Raw genomic sequence first — 18,945 nt, forward strand, 5'->3', positions numbered from 1 at the left:
GACCACGTTTCTATGATATCATAAAGTCATAAATATGAACAATCATATAAATAATAATTTGCGTAACAGCGTAAGTGAGGTAGGTCTGCGTAGGGTATTGGGATTTTGGGACGTATTCTTCGCAAGCCTAGGTGGGCAATCACCATTCCTCAGTGACCTGACCTACGCCTCAGCAACCCTCGCCATAGCCGGCTTAGCTGGCCCTGTGGCGATAATCATTGGAACCATCGTAGCCTTTATCAATGGTTTCGTGGTTGCTCGACTCAGTAAGAGGGTTACTGAGGCCGGCGGTTATTATAAGTACGCCACTAAGTACCTAGGTGGTAAATCAACGGGGGGGTTCTTCATTGGTTGGAACTACCTATTCTATGCTATTCTCTATGGTGCGGCCTACGTGGTTGGCGCATCATACCTCGCTCAATGGATTTTGGGGGGGATCCCTGGCAAATTAGTTTGCCCATATCCCTGATAATAATGACTATACTGGCGTATCTGGGTATTAGGATCTCGGCAAAGTACGCAATTTTTGCAGGCTCGCTTGAGATGGCAGCCCTAATATTGATATCTATAGTATTGCTCCTGATCCCTCATGGAGTACTCTTCAATCCATTCGCTTACACGGGCTCAATACCGCTATCAACTTTTATGGTGGCTGTGGTTTATGCAATAGCTATTCCCACGGGCTATGGTACAATAGCACCATTAAGTGGCGAGGTTAAGAGGGCTAGAGAAACGGTTAGTCGAGCAGTGGAGGCGGTTATAATCACTGGTGGCGCCTTGGCGGCATTAGCTATTTACTCAACGGCGGTCGCCGGCTTATCGTACATGAATACTCACGAGTTCATTCGATTCCTAAATGAGGCCACTGGTAGGGGGGGCTTATCACCCGTCGTAATAATACTGCATCACTTCCTTGGCGTACTACTAGACCCAATAGTAATCTTTGCTATGATTAATGACGGTGTACTTGGCGCTTTGGCTTATGTACTTGCATCATCAAGGACTCTATACGCTATGGCTGATGATGGGCAATTACCAGGTTTATTATCGTTGGTTAACAGTAAGGGTAACCCAGTAATCTCAGTGCTGATTAGTGCGTTGGCCCTTGACGCAATTGCGTTGGTGACTACCTACTTACTCGGGCCCTTCAATGCCTTTCTACTCCTTGGTTTTCTATCAATGCTCGCTAATTTAATAGTTCACCTATCAGCTAACTTTGCCCTGCTTAGGGCCGCTACGATGAAGATAAAGGCCGTGCTTTACGGCGTTGACACCATTAGGTGGTTGGATAAGGTGGTGTCTGTGGTGGCGGCTCTAATAACGATATTCACAGCCGTGGAATCCGTGCTCGGCATAAACATAGTTGAGTTAACACCGTACTTCATAGTCCTTGCGATTATCGCGGCTTACCTAACGGCAAGGGCATTGCTAATTCGAGGGACATTCTCTGGGTCGGGTGTCCGTAATTACAAGGTGATTAGGTAACCCTCGTAAACCTGAGCAGCGGTAGGAGTACTAAGGATATAAGTATCATTAATATCCAGGGCAATGAGTATGATATGACCATGGTCTCCGTAAACACCACACTAAGCCACATGCCAATAACCATATTCAGGGCATTCAATGTCGCCAACGAGAGGGCCGGGTTTTCATGCTTAGCAACTAACGTGTATGCCGCGGTTAATGCCAACTCATTCGTGAAGCCCATTAAACCCCCAGCAATTATTATGGCTGCGATATTTAACGTGGGTATGAAGATTAACGGTACGGTACCCAATATAGTCAACACCACTATTAATAAGACCCTATTTCTAATGGCATCGATGATTCGGCCAGAGAGCCCTCCGAATATGCTTGAGAAGAGCATTATCGAGGTTAACAACGAAGATACGTATAGGGGTAAACCCCCCCTACTAACGGCATAAGTAGGTAATAAATTACCAGCTGCATAATAAGCACCCCCCCAGAAGCCACTCGTTGCTATACCAATTACTACCGCATCATGACTAAATCTAATGCGTGGCCTATGTATGTAGCCACCCTGGATGAAAAATACTATTAATGCCAATGGAACCCCAACGGCACTGAGTAATAATGTTGATAGTCTCCACCCAAGGAACGCGTATGTAACACCCCACGCCAAACCTATCCCAGAGCCGAGGCCGAAGGCCGCATTGTAAATACCAAGTAATGTACCAACCCTTTCAGGGTATGCCGTTGATAGTATTGCAGCACCTGTTGAGAAGAATAATGCAGCGCCAATACCCGCAATTAACCTGAGGATTAATACCTCATAGAAATTAATACTAAAGGGCACTAATAGTCCCGTAATTGCCATCGTGAATAGGCCAAGGCCCGCGGTCCTGGCATTACCCAGGTGGCTTGCTATGATGCCTGCCGGTATTTGAAATGATGCCGCACCAACGATGAATATGAATGGGACCAAGCCAAGTAATGCCTTACTAATTCTAAACTCAATACCAATTATTGGTAATGCTGGAGCTAGGTAAAACCAATACGCACTATATATTACCCTAGCCAATATTATGATAATTGCAATAACGGATCTCCTCATTTAACCACCATTGTTTTGCGTGGCATTTATTTTTATCGTTAATCGTTACCTTACGTATTTATATATCATTTAAATAAATAAATAGCATAAATATAAGAAGTAAAAAGCACATTCTAATCTAAGTATTAATTATTCATTATCCTGTATGAGTGGTATATCTAGCATGGCTCTGGCCGCAACAGACCTTGTGTATATAGTTGGCGGTGCCATGCTGATAACGGTTGGTGGTGTTAACATGAATATTGGGAAGAAGAATGAGCCCAGGGACTTGGGTATTGTCTTTATAAGTGGTGGAATCATGTTATTGATAGGTACCTTATTTGATGTGCTCGCAGGTAATGCCCTAGCCGCGGCAGCCACTGCCGTGTTTGATGCGCTTCTCTGGATGATTGGTATAGCAGCAACCATTGGTAAGAGTAACCTATTTGCCATGAACCACGTATTGCTATACTCAGGGATATACTTCCTATTCGTCACTGCCCTAGCAGGTTTAACTGGGCAAATACTATTGGCATTGGCACTGCTCTTCCTGTCACTACAGGTATTAACCGCGGCAATAGCAGGTTATAAGGCGAGTGCCAGACTGCATTGGACCTCGGGTCTCTTGGCGATTATCGATGGCGCGTTATTTCTGATACTTGGTGCCGTGGTATCGCTGGGAATACCGCCACCACTCGGTATTATACCACCATGAAGTAGGAAAGCTTAAGTTAAATTTAATTAATTTTATTTTCTATTTCCCCCCCATTCTCAACATCAATACCCATATCCCTCAATAAGTAAGTTGCATTCTCATAGAATATCGACTCTAAATCGCGCCTAGGCAATCCTGATGACTCAATGCAATTTAGGTTCTTAATTACCTGCCTAAGCCTTAGGTATGGGTAGCCACCACCATAAAGTATTCTATCGGTGCCTACTGACTTCACGAAGCTCCTACCCATTGATGTATTGAATAATATGCATGAAATACCTGTGGACTCTATGTAAACCCTGTCATACCTCTTCATTATCCTGCTATTCTCTCAAGCCATGGATAAGCCATGCTTTCGGAAATGCCCAAGGCAGATAAGACCAGGGTGATACTATACCTCTCAAGTAACTCATTGAGTATGTCAGGCATGAGACCTTTGAAGCATATATCCACATTATATGGGCAGGGATCAAGGTGCATTATAAGAAGTATGTTGTTTCTCTCAACATACTCAAGTATTGCCCTGAACGATCTCGTATTTATTGGATCAAACAATTGGAGTGTAGGTGATACAACAATACCCCCCCTAACGTTGAGGCCCTCCAATTCATTGAGTTTTTCATAGACATACTTAATGCCGAGGGATGGATTAATGCTGGCAAGCGGTATGAAAAAGTCACCGTAATGCGCCGCTTCATACCAGAGCTTCACGTTATCGTACATCCTCGGCGACCACATACTCGTTAACCTAAGGATAAACTTACTCCAAAGTAATGCTGAATGTGAATCCTCATTCAATAATTTCCTGAAGAAATCACTGGGTAGTAAATGAAATAATGGCAATGCGTCTATTGGCTGTAAAACAACTCTCGTAACCCTTATTAACGAAAGTCTGTCCTTAATTAAGGATAGATCTACAGAGGGGGGGCATGCATGGAAATCAATTATCATATAGAATGCATATAGCTGCTGTGCTTTTAAATGCTAATTAATATATACTCTATATATTTCATGCCGAAAGCACGTTCTTATAAAGTTCTCTAAGCACCTTCTTATCGGCCTTAGCTGTACTCGTCTTTGGCAATTCCTTCTCACTAATTATTACCTTGTCTGGTATCCACCACTTCGGTATCTCACCCCCCCTCTCCACAAACTGCATAAGGTAATTCTTGATATCATCTTCCGTAACCCTTTGACCAGGCTTAGGCACGACAACCGCCACAGGCCTCTCACCCCCCCACTTAGGATGAGGAACACCAATCACGGCAACCTCACCAACCGCAGGATGAGTACTAATTATGTCCTCCAATTTCGTACTCACGATCCACTCACCACCGCTCTTAATTACATCCTTAAGCCTATCCATAATCCATATATGACCATCAGAATCCCAAACAGCCACATCACCCGTGTGCAACCAGCCACCACGCCATAACTCCCTCGTCTTCTCAGGATCCTTAAAGTAGGCCGGTGTTAACCAGGGTGATCTAACCACGATCTCGCCGATGGTCTTACCATCCCTCGGAACATCCCTACCATACTCATCAACAACCCTAATGAATGTCAGTGGTATTTGCCTAAGCCCCTTCATTAGATAATTCTCCTTCCTATCCTCAGGCCAGTTCAGTGTTGAGGCCTTAAATAATGCCTGGGCAATCACAGGCGCTGTTTCGGATAAACCATAACCATTAATTACTATGATACCCCCCCTAGACCTGGCCAGCTTGTAAAGTCCCTCAGGCATTGCCGAGCCACCGTTGCCATACTTAAGACCCCCCCTAAGATCATACTTTGGCGAGTCAGGGTGAGTGAGCAGTAGGTATAATATGACGGAACCCCCCCATATACGTAGGTGACCTTCTCCTCACTTATCGTCCTCAGTATATAGCCCCCAATCCATACGTCCAGTGAATACGTACTTTTGACCAGCGAGGAACATGGCATGTGGGCCTCCCCACGCATGAACGTGATACATGGGCACTAGCGGCATTACGACGTCCCTAATACTGAGTTCATAGGGTGGAGCGGCGGTTGATATGGCAATGGCCATGGCATGGAGAACCAACTGCCTATGGGTGAAGAATACGCCCTTTGGTGGTCCTGTGGTACCTGATGTATAGAATAGTGTGGCTACGGTCCTCTCGTCAAGGTCCTTAAAGTCGTACGGGCTCGAGCTCTTTATTAAGTCCTCATAATTATATACCTCAACTCCAGGAAGCTTTACCTGCGGTGGCTCCGGCTTATCAGTCATTAAAACGACCTTTTTAACGGTCTTAAGCTTCGGCATTATCGCTTGAAGCAGTGGTAGGAACTCATCCTTAACGAATAGTATCTCATCACCTGCGTGATTAATAGTGTAAGCTATATCCTCTGGTGAATACCTCACATTAACCGTATGCAGTACTGCGCCAAGTCCCGGAACCGCGTAATAAAGCTCTAGGTATCTATGCGAGTTCCACTCTAACGCGCCAACCCTAGTACCCAGCTTTTTGGGATCACCCGGCTTAACACCGAGTTGCTCAAGCGCCGTGGCAAGTCTCCTAACCCTATCCCAGATCTGCGCGAAGGTGAACCTAAGCTTAGGCGCGTCCGGTGGCGCATAGACTATTTCCTGCTCCGGAAATGTATCAACACCCCACTTTATGAGGTTGGTCAGTGTTAATGGGAAATCGTAAAATTCCGAAGCCCTCTCCACCAACTCCTCAATAGACATCATTAAATAAAACTTAAAAGAAGCCTTAGGCTTAATCCTTATCATAAATATATAGCCATATTTAGATATTTGATAAAATAAAAATATAAAACCGATAAAAATAAAACAATAACAAAGACTAAAGAATTAGGATACAGTTAATAAGATACATCACTCAATTTAATATGGCAAATTCAGCATCGTTAAATAACGTGCTGTTAAATAGCATCAATACCAAGCACATATATAGGATATTTACTGATTAGACTTAAGTACGTGAAAACCAGGTCTGACTTAATGACCGATATTCTGGATTTGTTCCCGCAATACGCAGAGGAACTGAAATTACTAAGAAAAACTGCGAGAGAATTCGCCCAGAGAAACTTCTCGCCCGAGCTCGCCAGGGAATATGAGAGAAAGGAGGAGTTTCCGTGGGACCTATATAAGAAGGCTGGTGAACTCGGTTTACTTGCTCCATCAATACCTACCGAGTATGGCGGTGGTGGATTCACGACATACCTAGCGGATATGGTGGTTACTGAGGAGCTTGTTAGGGCGGAGCAACCCTTGGCGAGGCAATAATGTCGGGGGCCCTTCAGCTCACATCTCCTCTATTTCTTTGGTACTGAGGAACAGAAGAAGAAGTACTTGCCACCTGTCTATAGAGGTGAAACCACGTTCTTTGGCGCATATACCGAGCCCGAGCATGGTACCGACATAACGCAGTTATCAACGGTTGCTGAGAGGAAGGGTGATAAGTTCATACTTAGAGGCGTGAAGACATTCATAACAAACGCGCCAACGGCTAAGTACGGAATAGTACTTGCACAGACGGACCCAGAGAAGAGACATAGGGGTCAGACACTATTCATAATACACACCGACTGGCCTGGCGTTCAAATAAGGAAGTTAAGTGGTAAGATGGGACAAAGGGCATCTCCAGTTGGGGGGGAGATAACGCTCGATAATGTGGAGGTACCCATTGATTACGTGGTCGGCGGTGAGAAGGGCATTAACCAGGGCTTCTATTGGACGCTGGCTTACTTCAACGTATCTAGGTTAGGACCTGCCGCAATAGCCCTAGGCATAATGCTGGCCGCATTTGATAAGGCCCTCGAGTACGCTCAGAAGAGGATTCAATTTGGGCAGCCAATAATCAACTTCCAGCTTATTCAGGAAAAGCTCGCCAGGATGGCTATGTTAATTGAGGTTTCAAGGAGCATGTTATATAGGGCTGCGTATTACGTTGATTCATACATAAAGTTCCAAATTGACCCTAGGGCCATGGCTGCGATAACCTCAGCGACCAAGGTATTCATAACCGACGCCGCTAACCAGGTTATTGATGAGGCGATACAGATACATGGTGGTTATGGGTACTTCGAGGAGTTTGATGTGGAGAGGTATTGGAGAGATCACAGGGTTACGAGGATTTATGAGGGAACAAATGAAATAAACCTATTAACGATAACTGACGCATTAAGAAGGGGGGGTGTATGGAAACCATAATACTTTTTCCTTAAATTAATTTTAAACTTAAGTAAAATAAATTGCGTTAAGTGTTCATGCCTATATATAAGCTATACTTATTTACCCTGGGGGGGTTATAGGTTATTCATGCCTAGGTCAGCAGCAGACTACATAAACTCGGTTAGAGATGGCAGAGTTGTTTATTACAGGGGGGGTAAGAGGGTTGATGATATAACGACGCATCCAATCATTAGTATAGCCGTTAAGCATGCGGCTGACCTATTCGATGTTAAGGATAGGCTTTATGATGACCCTAATTATGGTCGTATAAGCAGGTACTTCAAAGTTCCTAGGAATACGAATGACTTACTCGAGAGATACAAGTTAATTTATGAGGATACCCTTAGGTTTGACGGACTATTTAATATAGTTCAGGCAATAGGTAGTGACGCGCTCTTCTCATTGATGATAGTGGCTAGGAAGGTTGATAGGAAATATGGCACTAATTATTATGACAGGGTAATGAAGTACTACGAGTATGTTGTTAAGAATGACCTGGCGATAGCGGTTGCTCAGACCGACGTTAAGGGTAATAGGGCGAAGAGACCCCATGAGCAGGAGGATAGGGATATGTACCTTAGGGTTGTTGAGGTTCGTGATGATGGTATTGTGGTTAATGGCGCGAAGATACACACTACGCAGGGGGGGCCTGTGGCTAATGAGATAATTGTACTGCCATACAGGGCCATGGTTGAGGGTGATAAGGATTACGCCGTTGCTTTTGCTGTGCCTGCTAACACGAAGGGTCTCAAGTTCATTGTTAGGCCTGTGCTTGAGTATGATGGTAATCCAAACGCTGTTAATGCGGCGAGTAGGTTTGAGGTTGAGTCATTGACAATTTTTGATCATGTGTTCGTGCCCTGGGACAGAGTATTCATGTTCGGGGGGGAGTGGGACTTGGCTGGGCAGTTGGCTTGGACCTTCGCAACTTATCATAGGTTCACGGCAATATCGTATAGGGCGGCCACGGCTAATTTATACCTGGGCGCCGCACTTTATGCTGCCAGGGCTAATGGGATTGAGAATGCGCCACACGTTAGGGATTGGCTAGTTCAGATGATTATGTATAAGGAGATAATGAGGATGGGGGCCATGGCGGCCGCCCTGGAGCCCTGGATTGACGAGGGCATTGCAGTACCAAACCCCCCCGTATACACAAACGTAAGTAAGCTGTACGCTAATGCCCACTTCATAGACGTGGTGCATGGGCTCATAGACATTGCAGGCGGTTTAATAGCCACAATGCCATCACACGATGATTACATAAACCCAGAGGAGAGACAATACATTAGTAAGTACCTCAGAGGCGCGGTTGATGGTGATACGAGATATAAGATAATGAGCCTGGTCAGGGAATTAGGCGCGAGCCACCTAATGGGTTACCTATTAACGGCCATGATACATGCGGAGGGCTCCGAAGCAGCGAGTAAGATAGGAATGCTGAGGGAATACAATTATAAAGAAGCAGAAGAATTAATAAATAAAGTATTGAGTAAAATAAAACTTTAATCAATAAATATTTCGTAAAATAAAAATAAAATACTAATTATTGCATTTATTAAATTATAAAAAAGTAATCGAATTTGATACTAAAAATAACAAATCTATTTAAATCTCTTGATACTAAAAATAACAATAATGAGCCTTGAAGAATTCAATCCCTGGTGGAGGGGGGGTAGGGAATATATTGAGGAGGATCCCGATATCATTAAATGGCACAACGCCAGGGTCAAGTGGATACCCAAAGAGGTTAATGCCGTGTCGCTTAAGCCATTTTCTCTAAATTTCATTTATGGACCTAGGCAGGTGGGTAAGACTACAATGATCAAATTAATAATTAAGAACTTACTTCATGAAGTTAGGCCTGAGGCCATTTTTTATTATAGCTGTGACTTGCTCACTGATTATGAAGAATTAATTGATGTTTTAAAGAGGTATATTAAAATAAAGGAGGAACGCGGTATTAAAACAAGCTATATATTCCTTGACGAGATAACTTACGTAAATGATTGGTTTAGAGCGATTAAGTACGGCATAGATAGGGGGGGATTATTTAAAGATGATGTTATTACCATAACGGGCTCAACAAGCATCGCTTTAAGGGGGGGTGACATAGAGACATTCCCCCCCGGCAGGAGGGGGGGCTTTGGTGCGGATATTGTTCTATATCCTCTTAGTTTTCGATCATACATAAAGGCCCTAAGGCCGGAGATTGAGGCGGTGCCTGGCTGGTATGAGGAGATTAAGAACCTATTCGAAAAGTACTTAATGACTGGTGGTTTTCCTTTATCAATAAATTCCTACTTTAGTTTTGGCATGATAACGAGCGACGTTTATAAATCGTACATTGATTGGATAATTTATGATACTAAGAGGGCTGGTAAGGATGAGGGATTACTCAAGGAGATACTCTCGATATTGCTTGAAAAGGCTGGCTCTCGAATAAGCCATAACTCAATAGCTAAGGATCTTGGCATTTCGCACAGAACTGTTTCAGAATACATAGATTTACTGAATAAGATGTTCTTAATTACTGTGCTTAACTACATTGATGTTAACACGGGGGGGAATAAAGACTATAGAAAATTGATTAAGGTCCACTTCATGGATCCATTCGTATACCGAGTAGTTTCGTTCTGGACTGGTGTAAACGTGCCCGATGAGTCAATAATCGTTGAAGGGGGGGTTGTAGCGTCGCACCTAGCTAGAATTAGCGAGGTTGGTTATACCACGATTGGCAGTAGGGAGATTGATGTTATTTCGCTCAGTGACTTCACCGGTTATGAGGTGAAGTACGGAAGAAGAAGTGAGCATGTGAGTGCCAGGGCAGGTAAAATGAAGAGAGTAATAACAATATCGAGAGATAGAGAGGATGTTGATGTAATCCCTGTCCACGTATTTTTATCAGGCTAAACGCATGAATGCTTTATGCCTTCTCAAAGCCGAGAACATCCGCGTAATTACCTAAGTCAAGCAATCCATGCCCTGAAAAGCTAATTAGAATTACCTTCCTCTCGCCAGTCCTCCTGGCCTCCTCAGCAATCTCCTTAATAACAGGTAGTACATGGGCCGTCTCCGGCGCTGGCACGTACCCCCCCTCGACCTGAGCAAATACCTGGGCCATCCTAAACACGGTTTCCTGGTCATAATCCCGCCCCCCCTCAACATACCCCCCCTTACTCATTAGGTAGGACAGTGTTGGCGCCACGGCGTGGTACCTCAAACCACCTGCATAGATTGGCGGTGGTACGAAGTCAGCACCAATGGTGTACATCTTCAATTGGGGCAATACCCTACCCGTGTCAGGGTCATCGTACTTATAAACACCCTTAGTCACCTTCGGGACTTCTATGGCTCCAACCGCGATATATAGGCTTGGGAGAGTAATGTTTAATGGTGGTTAGTATTGGAACTATAGGTGAAGTGTTTTTATCATGCCCGTGGGCTTTGGGCGGGGGCAGTTTAGTTTTGTCATTGCCTTGGTTATCCCCCCCCAAGCTCTCTTTTTGTTATCTTCGCGTATTGCCTCGTCGAGCATTCTCTTCAATACCTCACATACCTTGGCGGCGAGCTCTGGGTGTTTCCTGATTGCGTCCATGCCCATGTAAACCACGAAGTAACTGCCCCGCTTACTCAGCTTAGTCTCCTCATAGCCAGCGCTCTTCAGTCTATCCAAAATGGCCCTCGCCTCCTCACAGTCCTTGCGAGTGACCTTTAACTCCACAATGCCCTTGTTATTCACACCAACGTTCATCTTTACGCCAACAACCTCGATTGATGACTTGCCCTTCGGCTTAATCCTCATGCTCGATAGCGTAATTAAGTTCCTAAGCTTCTCCGCATCAGGCAAGGTGCTTAAGTCCTCGATCAATGCCTTGATTAACGCATCACTAAGCATTTTCCTGATAAGATTAACAGCCCTCGAGGACCAAGCCACGTACGTTATTTTATGTTTCTCATTCCTCTCCCTAAACCCGAGGCTCCTCAACCTCTCGATTATGTTGCCCCACAGCTTGTGCTTTAACTCACCCATGTAGAGCCTAACCAACTCCTTCTTAACGTCTACATAACCATCGCCAAGCACAGCGAAAAACAAGAAGACCATGAAGTCATCATTAACCAATTTGCTTACTTCCTCAGCAACCTCAGCCTTACTCCAAAACACGCCCTTATGGTCAATAGCCATTAGATTCCACGTGATGCCCACGCAGTCATTAACGCCCACGCCATCTATGCGCATATAATTACTCCCGGGCCAAGCCATTAGCCAGGCGATGACTTGCCAAAGCTGGTTCGTACCCATCTCTGGGTAGCCCTTCTTATTAATTGACCCGTCAGTCAATAACAGCCCATACTGCATCACCCTTAGCATATTTTCACTGAAGAGCTTTGGCATGACTATGTGGAAGCCACCGAGCCCAGTTAAGTACAGCGCTATTGTCACACTCCCCGACTTAGCCACCCTCGCCACATTAACCGCCAGATTCTCCGTGAATAGATGCACCATGAGGCTCTTGTCCTTATCAAACGGCTCTCCGCTGATGATTATCCTCGCCTTATTGTTCCTTAACTCCTCAATCAACTCCCCCCCTAGCTCTCGCTTATAGACTTTAAGCCATTTTCCCTGGCTTCCTCGGCTAGCCTTAGCATTTTCTCTCCGGCATTGAGCATTGCCCTCCTCAGGTTGGCTATGCCTTCGTCGTTGCCTTCATTAATCTTCTCCCCCCCAATCTTTGGCAGCCAATCACTCAACGCCTTGATTGACTCATCAAACGGCGTTGCCTCATTATTAAGCAGTACACCTTTATGTCTCTCGACCCTATTGAGGAACTCGTTGATTAGCCTATTAACTTCCTCAATGACCCTTGGGTCATTGACCAATTCACCACACCTTAATCGTCTCGAGCCTCTTACCCTCACACCCCCCCAGCAGATTTTTGGTTTAATGACTTCAAGAGCCATGAGACATCCATGGATTTAACTCCCAACGAGACTAATAAATCACTACCAGGGAAGTACTGAACTGGCTTAAGCACTTGATTGAATGGAGCCTTGGTCCACGTGGAGGTTGAGGTAAAAAAGTCAATGAGCAGTGACTTACTTAAGCCGAGGTACAAACTCACGTACATCATAACGAGCAACGAGCCGAGGACAGTCAAGGTTAGGTACGCATGCAAAGATAAAAATTAACGAACGAGAGGTAACCCTAAGCAAGACAATGAGGTACGTGGTCGAGTTGTTTAGGGATTCATGAGAGCTGGCCATGGGTTTAGTCCTCAGCGAGCCTTGGCTCCGCATCAGAGCCCCCCCATTGCCCAGCCCCCCCGGTCTCCGTGGTTACGAACTTGGCTCCATCCTTCAGGGCGTAATATACCCAGGCGAGTGCGGAGTTTATCTTGTGGCTACCCGTATATGTGTAGCCCTCCATCTTTAGGTAAATCCTACTGGTGCGTTTAGATATTCCTCAAACCTTCTTGCCCTTATTAATGGCGTTGGTCTACCCACCTGTAAGTAGCGTTCCAGGACTTCCTCAGGTATTTTCACAAACCTCTCCGTGGAGAACTCAAGCCTTAGCGGCTCTGATGGTATTACCTGCTTTAGTAGTTCTAGTCGTTTACCATTATCTGGGTCATACGGTGGCGGTAGTGGTTCTGGTAGGTCTGCGAGTATGTTGTACCAGTACGTGGGCATTTCATCTGCTGGAAGGTCTATTCTATACCTTTCCAGTCCCAGATAGTTACCACCGTGTCTTCTCGCCTATTTTTCCTTTATAAGTATTATCCAGTCATACATAAACTACTGTACTTTAGGTGCGTTATTATGGATAATATTTACATCGACAATTGCCAATGCGAATGCATGATTATCAAGACGTTATTTTGATGAACGCTTAATTTTCAGTATCTCCTTAAGTAGGGCTATTTCGTCCTCCGTTAACTGATCCTTGAACTGTGTCATTAGCGTTATCGCGTGTTCCTCAGGCACGTCAACGTATAACTCATCACCCTCCTTAATCTGCCTACCAACCATTATGTTACCCTCTATAGATATTGCAACCTCCATACCCTTCTTAGCCTCTGGTATGTTCTTACCCTTATCCTGAATCTGCATTATCGTGCCCACCTCCTACCATCACCCCCCCTAATCAGTGGGTATCCAGGCTTTATCAATCCCTCAAGCACGGCAATACCAACAATGACCGGATTACTCCTCCTGAATACATAGCCAGGGAGTATCCTTATCTTCCCAGGCCTTATGTACTTATCAAGCTCCATCTCAATGAGCTTCGTCTTCTGCTCCTTATACCACTGGGTGAATTCCTCGACGAGTCTATACAGGATCTCATTCCTAAATATCTTCACCCCCCCATACTGCATGGCCTCTACCTCGACCTCATGAGGAACCTTAACGTTGAACGCCAGGACAACGCCGTAGAGCGGGTTCTTCTTCCTGACTATAGAGGCCTCGACAACGTCCCTCCTACTTACATTACCAACATCAGCCTTTCTAACGGGTATGCCCTGACTCCTGAGGTAGATGACCATTGCCTCAAGGGTACCCAATGTATCGGCCTTGGCAATGACACCCTCCTTATCAGTCTCAATCTTAACCTCCGAAACCTCCTCCTTAACCAACTTCACGTACTCATCCAGTGAAGCCTCTTGAGGAACAACAAAGACAGGCGCGCCTGGGACGACTTGGTCAAGGCCATCGGCGATTATCTTGACGCCAGCCGCGGCCTTAACCTCGTCCATAAACATATATCTATCCTCAGGATCCCTCATCTCGTCAAGCGGCTTTGGCATGACGAGCATCTTAACCTTAGTGCTTACTGGGCCCTCAAGCCCTGCCGTAACTATTAAGTCTCCCTTCCTAATCACCCCCCCATCATAAAGCACGACATCTGCCGTGGCACCCCCCCAACCCTTCTCCTCCCTAATCTCCATGACTACGCCCTTACCTGGCCCATACGTAACCCTCAACTTCTCCCTATTAAACCTCTGGCTTAAACCAGCAAGTACAACTAATAAGTCGGCTAGTCCCTCGCCGGTGACCGCACTCGTGGGTACAATAGGCACTTGCGTATTAAAGTCCCTAACCCTGTCATACCTGTCTGCGTCCATACCTAGTTTATTGAATTCCTCGATTATCCTCGCAATCGCCTCCTCAACCCTACCCTGAACATCCTCCCTCTGCTTCTCGTATGAATCAAGAAATGGCGCATTCTCATGAGGTTCCCAACCATATATCCTATCGAGCTTATTAGCCGCAACAACAAACGGTATATTCCTAGATCTAATTAGGGTGAGACTCTCGTAGGTCTGCTCCTCAAACCCCCCCTTTGTAATGTCTATAACTAACACGGCTAAGTCAGCCACGGAGCCGCCCCCCTACGCCTCAGGTTTGAAAAGGCTGCATGACCTGGGGTATCCACCATGAGGAAGCCCTTAATCCATACCTTACCCTTAAGCCTAAACTTCGTGAGCAATGGGTCGGCTATTTTCTCCACGGCGCTCCAGGGTATGAATGATAGGCCTATGTGCTGCGTTATCATGCCTGGCTCCCTATAGGCCACGAAGGTCCCCCCTTATCTTGTCAAGGAGTAGTGTCTTGCCTACATCGACGTGACCAACAACTACGGTGATTGGTGGTCTGTAATCCATTAATGATGCATCAACCTTACTCATAATTATCTAGAATGATGGGTAGGCTTGATTTAAAAATCATTTTTCTTTATGACGCAGTAATTCAGGCATTACCTTCTTTAGTAGTAAGGTTATTAGGAATAGAGTGAGGATAGAAAGCGACGAAGAAAGCACCAATACGAAATAATAAGCATTAATACCCAGTATTACCATGTACGTAGATATTACGCGACTTAATAACGCATATAAGTAATAGGTAAGTACGATAGACAATGCAAGAACTATCAACGATATTAAGAAAATAGGGATACTAAACAATTTATTTAATAGCAGAAACACCATAAGAGCAGTAAGCACGAATAACGAAAGAATTAACGCATAATACACACCCGCATGCACCAGGAATAACTCACTAATTGAGTATGCCTCAATAATAATAAAGAGATATTGCAAGTACACGGGCCTTACGGCGATTATCACGTATGATAATAAGATAGCAGTAATGCCAATCATGCCAAGAACCCTTAGCCCTAATTCATAAGTTAGTAAATTAACTATTAATAAGATCGTGACTCCCGCGGCCACCGACAGCTCTAAACGTCTCATAGATCACTCACCAATGACGACCACATTCACATCCCTAAGGTTGATATCGGCCTTGATTAAATCATTAAGTGACTCCTTAGTTATTAATAATAGGGAATTCTTACGTAAGTACTTACTAATAATATTGGCATCCTCCCTCGATAAACCGTAATCAGTCCCTGTTGGATAGAGGAGACGCATTAATTCATCAGCACTTACCTCCCTTACATACTTCCCAAGAATGCCCATAGCCCTATTAATTAATTCCTGCCTATCCTCAAAACCCATTACCAACTCCCTAAGCCTAAGCTCTAAATACGCCAATGAGGCGCTTGACGCCATGTTTAATGACCTCACCAGGCCATTACCAATTAGTACGAGTATGAAGTTCATACCCTTTAAATGGTTTAAATACATCAACGCCTCATCAATTGGTCTCATATCACCCACGGGCTTAAGCATTCTCGAGTATACTCCATTATTATAAGCCTGGGCGCACTACCTGTCTCAGACCTCACCACACTTATTAAGTCATTAACCCTGGCGCTGGTCATCCAATGAATATTGCTGGCCGGTTCAAGGAAATCATAATTCCTTAGATACATGAAATCACCCATTCTAGACTCGGTCAACGCCGCACTATTCACGTAATCGCCAGACACCCTTTGACCACCCACCCTAAATAACACCTGCCTAACAGGCTCTATCGAAACTTCACGCCCAATCTTAATAAAGCGGGAATTCCTGATAATACCGAGTGGGTCCGAGACCTTAATTATGACCCCCCCCAGAACCTCGGCAACGCCAAACCACCTAGCCCTTACGTTTATTTGCTCCTGAGGCCCATTTATTACTACGTAATAATCATCATTACATAGCAGGTGGGGTGAGCAAATAAGGGATGCGTGAGTAGGTAGTTTTAAGCGTAATGGTGATGATAAGGCAATACTCAATATTATACCTTGCCCTGTTTGCGTTAGTTCATGGGTAATCCTAAGAGTTCTTAGGCTTACGGTGGTTAATAAGTCCCATGTTAGAAAGTACGATGTAAATATTAGAAATAGGCCAACGCCAGTCAGTAATGGTGCTTCATTCCCAGCGTAAATCCCTAGGTACATTAATAGTGCCAATGCCACATAAATCATTAAAATCGCATTATCCCTAATAATGGATCTCATTTTCTCATGCCCACGCCAATTCTTATTATGTAACCCTTTAATTTAATAATTTTATTGAAGGGGAGGAACGAACTCAGGACTTCTTATTTAAGTAATAATATATGTAGTACCCTATTATCCACGGAACCATCAGTAAAAGGGATACCAATGCCGTATATAATGCGATTGACAATAACTGGGCATAATCATTAAACCGAGAGGTACTTATCGGCTCAAAGGCTACCCAACCAAAGTTCGTAAATGCCTCAACCCAGATTGCCGCACTACCGCTTACGTGATACACATAGACATCACCACTCAGCCGCTCTCCAGTAAAGCCTAGCGCCGCCCTGGTTGGTATTCCCAATGACCTAAGTATTGCCATAGTTAATACTACGTAATCCATATAGCTACCGGTGCCATTAATCAGCGTATAATCAATGGGGGGGTATGTGGCGTTAGAGACCGTGAAGTGACCACTATTTAAATAACTTAATAATTCCTTAATGGCCAAAATACCACTCGCATTGAATGATACGGGTATCAACCCCCATGGTATGTTAATGCTAAGTGGTTCCGCATAATCCCTGGCATACAGCGCCTCAATACCCGTGTAATTGAGGCTCGGAGATATACGGCATACTGTTAATTTAAAGACCGCGGCATTAATAGGATCTTTACTCATTAATAAATCGCCAGGTTCAAGCATACTAACTTCAGAATATGGGATCACAGACATTAACGTTATGTTCGAAACTACGAATACTAATGACTTACCCATATTTATAATGAATGGAATTGGTATTGCCTCAATAGGCTGTGAGAAGTTCTCATAAATAATGTAGGTATTGCAGTCCGTACCAACGGCAAGGTTTATCGTTATTGGCGGATAACTCGTAATTACTGGGATGGAGTTCCACGTATTAATTAATTCATTGCTTGTTGAGTTATAACTATCAAATACAAAATACCTTAGTAACACGGGTATTTCTGACTTGATATATATCGTGAGGTTCGCACTGATTAAATTAGGTGATTCGGAGTATGATAATGTACCCGGCTTATTAACCTCGATCATCGGTATGAATGTGCCCGTAAATGACGTACCATTTATTGAGCCCTCATAAAAACCTATGTAGTCCGTATTGTTGATGAAGTCGAGGATTCCCGGAAAAATTCCCTGCCCCCTCAACAGTATTAGGACCTACTAATTTAATTGATGCTCTCGGTATTATAATTACTGCATACTTAACTCCGCTCTGCTGCGTTAGTAATTCAATAATTACGTCACTATTAGTACTCGCAACTACGAAGTAAGGTGCGCTTATTGATATTGAGTAGGACACCGACGCGCCCGATGCTGCGGGTCTAATCGCAAGCATTACCCCCCTAGCAAAAGCATTATTAATGCATTCATTAATTAGTCCTCTAATGAGCCTCAAAAAATTTCTTTTGCACTCCCTAATCCTTATTGCATTAATTATTGTATTAATAAATGCGCAGGGCATTGAAGCATCAACGCAGGCGAATTACTTATATAGTGGTAATTACGAGCCATAGCATGGCCTATTATTAACGTAACGCTTACGGTAAATGGTTCATTAATTAATGGTATAGTCATTGTGGTCTCCCCAAGTACTGAATCAATAAATGAGGCCTTCACTGGGTTACTCGTTTTACCTAATAATACTTCCTATGTAATTACGGGTTTCCTGGGTAGCTCATCAATATACATAATTAGTATTGAGAGAATGCCCAATCAAAGCGTGATTAATACTCAATATGGGCAGTACTACAATACTGTGGAAAATAGGGTAATCAGGGAGAGTTCAGGCAATGCAGGTAATTCCGCCGCTCATTCATTAGCAGGTAATTTAAGTGGGACGGGAGGTACTAGGGAGATTGGTAGGCGTGAGATCACTTGGAGCATTAATTACCTATTTCCATTAATAATCATCGTTGTAATGCTCGTGATCATCCATCGTCATTAATAACAATATACGTGAGAAGGGGGGGTATGAGATACCCTGAGTGCCTTGAAAATGGCATCGTAAAGATTATACGGA

Annotated in this window: 19 protein-coding genes and 3 pseudogenes; 7 read left to right on the plus strand and 15 right to left on the minus strand. The window is 44.3% G+C overall.

Features of this window, described 5'->3' with window-relative positions; translation table 11 throughout:
• Positions 1-34 precede the first annotated feature (34 nt).
• Positions 35-1,485, plus strand: a pseudogene (locus JCM11217_RS07110) (APC family permease).
• On the opposite strand, the gene JCM11217_RS07115 reads toward JCM11217_RS07110, so the two are convergent.
• Positions 1,478-2,575, minus strand: coding sequence for an MFS transporter (locus JCM11217_RS07115; RefSeq protein ID WP_054842500.1), 1,098 nt, complete (start codon positions 2,573-2,575; stop codon positions 1,478-1,480). The pseudogene JCM11217_RS07110 and the gene JCM11217_RS07115 sit on opposite strands and share 8 nt — an antisense overlap.
• Positions 2,576-2,720: 145 nt before the next feature.
• On the opposite strand from JCM11217_RS07115, the gene JCM11217_RS07120 reads away from it, so the two are divergent.
• Complete coding sequence (locus tag JCM11217_RS07120; RefSeq protein ID WP_054842501.1) at positions 2,721-3,269, plus strand: hypothetical protein; 549 nt, start codon at positions 2,721-2,723, stop codon at positions 3,267-3,269.
• A gap of 22 nt (positions 3,270-3,291) precedes the next feature.
• On the opposite strand, the gene JCM11217_RS07125 is transcribed toward JCM11217_RS07120, so the two are convergent.
• From JCM11217_RS07125 to JCM11217_RS07135, 3 genes and pseudogenes are all read right to left on the minus strand, one after another.
• Positions 3,292-3,585 (minus strand): hypothetical protein, encoded by a 294-nt coding sequence (locus JCM11217_RS07125; protein ID WP_054842502.1) that lies wholly within the window; start codon positions 3,583-3,585, stop codon positions 3,292-3,294.
• Positions 3,585-4,220 carry a hypothetical protein gene (locus JCM11217_RS07130; RefSeq protein ID WP_054842503.1) on the minus strand — a complete coding sequence of 212 codons (636 nt, stop codon included), beginning with the start codon at positions 4,218-4,220 and terminating at the stop codon, positions 3,585-3,587. Before JCM11217_RS07130 ends, JCM11217_RS07125 begins: the two co-directional genes overlap by 1 nt.
• A gap of 58 nt (positions 4,221-4,278) precedes the next feature.
• Positions 4,279-5,982 (minus strand): annotated as a pseudogene (locus JCM11217_RS07135) (long-chain-fatty-acid--CoA ligase).
• Between the two features lie 255 nt (positions 5,983-6,237).
• Here JCM11217_RS07135 and JCM11217_RS14950 point away from each other — a divergent pair.
• The 4 genes from JCM11217_RS14950 to JCM11217_RS07150 all read left to right on the plus strand — a co-directional run bounded on the left by JCM11217_RS14950 (position 6,238) and on the right by JCM11217_RS07150 (position 10,404).
• Positions 6,238-6,543: an acyl-CoA dehydrogenase family protein gene (locus JCM11217_RS14950; RefSeq protein WP_243678675.1), complete on the plus strand. Its 306-nt coding sequence runs from the start codon at positions 6,238-6,240 to the stop codon at positions 6,541-6,543.
• A 66-nt stretch (positions 6,544-6,609) separates the two neighbouring features.
• Entirely contained in the window at positions 6,610-7,470 is an 861-nt protein-coding gene (locus tag JCM11217_RS07140) for an acyl-CoA dehydrogenase (RefSeq protein WP_243678676.1), read from the plus strand.
• A gap of 108 nt (positions 7,471-7,578) precedes the next feature.
• The gene (locus JCM11217_RS07145; RefSeq protein ID WP_054842504.1) at positions 7,579-9,000 is read left to right on the plus strand and encodes a 4-hydroxyphenylacetate 3-hydroxylase N-terminal domain-containing protein; all 1,422 of its coding nucleotides are present in this window, start codon (positions 7,579-7,581) and stop codon (positions 8,998-9,000) included.
• 129 nt (positions 9,001-9,129) lie between these two features.
• The gene (locus JCM11217_RS07150) at positions 9,130-10,404 is read left to right on the plus strand and encodes an ATP-binding protein (RefSeq protein WP_054842505.1); all 1,275 of its coding nucleotides are present in this window, start codon (positions 9,130-9,132) and stop codon (positions 10,402-10,404) included.
• A gap of 13 nt (positions 10,405-10,417) precedes the next feature.
• Here JCM11217_RS07150 and JCM11217_RS07155 read toward each other — a convergent pair whose 3' ends face one another.
• The 11 genes and pseudogenes from JCM11217_RS07155 to JCM11217_RS07195 all read right to left on the minus strand — a co-directional run bounded on the left by JCM11217_RS07155 (position 10,418) and on the right by JCM11217_RS07195 (position 18,261).
• Positions 10,418-10,828, minus strand: a complete 411-nt coding sequence (locus JCM11217_RS07155; protein WP_054842506.1) for a hypothetical protein — start codon at positions 10,826-10,828, stop codon at positions 10,418-10,420.
• A gap of 75 nt (positions 10,829-10,903) precedes the next feature.
• The gene (locus JCM11217_RS07160) at positions 10,904-12,073 is read right to left on the minus strand and encodes a hypothetical protein (RefSeq protein ID WP_243678677.1); all 1,170 of its coding nucleotides are present in this window, start codon (positions 12,071-12,073) and stop codon (positions 10,904-10,906) included.
• 8 nt (positions 12,074-12,081) lie between these two features.
• A complete protein-coding gene (locus JCM11217_RS14955) occupies positions 12,082-12,411 on the minus strand; it encodes a hypothetical protein (protein WP_243678678.1) in 330 nt (109 codons plus the stop codon).
• A 349-nt stretch (positions 12,412-12,760) separates the two neighbouring features.
• Positions 12,761-12,919 carry a hypothetical protein gene (locus tag JCM11217_RS14960; protein WP_243678679.1) on the minus strand — a complete coding sequence of 53 codons (159 nt, stop codon included), beginning with the start codon at positions 12,917-12,919 and terminating at the stop codon, positions 12,761-12,763.
• Between the two features lie 2 nt (positions 12,920-12,921).
• The gene (locus JCM11217_RS07165; protein WP_054842507.1) at positions 12,922-13,182 is read right to left on the minus strand and encodes a hypothetical protein; all 261 of its coding nucleotides are present in this window, start codon (positions 13,180-13,182) and stop codon (positions 12,922-12,924) included.
• 183 nt (positions 13,183-13,365) lie between these two features.
• A pseudogene (gene infB / locus JCM11217_RS07170) lies at positions 13,366-15,179 on the minus strand (translation initiation factor IF-2).
• Positions 15,180-15,215: 36 nt separating this feature from the next.
• Positions 15,216-15,743 (minus strand): hypothetical protein, encoded by a 528-nt coding sequence (locus tag JCM11217_RS07175; RefSeq protein ID WP_243678680.1) that lies wholly within the window; start codon positions 15,741-15,743, stop codon positions 15,216-15,218.
• Positions 15,744-15,746: 3 nt separating this feature from the next.
• The gene (locus tag JCM11217_RS07180; protein WP_243678681.1) at positions 15,747-16,163 is read right to left on the minus strand and encodes a hypothetical protein; all 417 of its coding nucleotides are present in this window, start codon (positions 16,161-16,163) and stop codon (positions 15,747-15,749) included.
• Positions 16,160-16,900: a DUF58 domain-containing protein gene (locus tag JCM11217_RS07185; protein WP_054842510.1), complete on the minus strand. Its 741-nt coding sequence runs from the start codon at positions 16,898-16,900 to the stop codon at positions 16,160-16,162. Before JCM11217_RS07185 ends, JCM11217_RS07180 begins: the two co-directional genes overlap by 4 nt.
• Before the next feature lie 73 nt (positions 16,901-16,973).
• Complete coding sequence (locus JCM11217_RS07190; RefSeq protein ID WP_243678682.1) at positions 16,974-18,071, minus strand: transglutaminase-like domain-containing protein; 1,098 nt, start codon at positions 18,069-18,071, stop codon at positions 16,974-16,976.
• A complete protein-coding gene (locus JCM11217_RS07195) occupies positions 18,001-18,261 on the minus strand; it encodes a hypothetical protein (protein WP_243678683.1) in 261 nt (86 codons plus the stop codon). The genes JCM11217_RS07190 and JCM11217_RS07195 overlap by 71 nt, the downstream gene beginning before the upstream one ends.
• A gap of 240 nt (positions 18,262-18,501) precedes the next feature.
• Between JCM11217_RS07195 and JCM11217_RS07200 the strand changes: the two genes are divergently transcribed.
• Positions 18,502-18,870, plus strand: coding sequence for a hypothetical protein (locus JCM11217_RS07200; protein ID WP_054842513.1), 369 nt, complete (start codon positions 18,502-18,504; stop codon positions 18,868-18,870).
• The last annotated feature ends 75 nt before the right edge of the window (positions 18,871-18,945 follow it).

This window comes from Vulcanisaeta distributa JCM 11217, from assembly GCF_001316005.1.
GTDB classification, from domain to species: Archaea; Thermoproteota; Thermoprotei; order Thermoproteales; family Thermocladiaceae; genus Vulcanisaeta; species Vulcanisaeta distributa_B.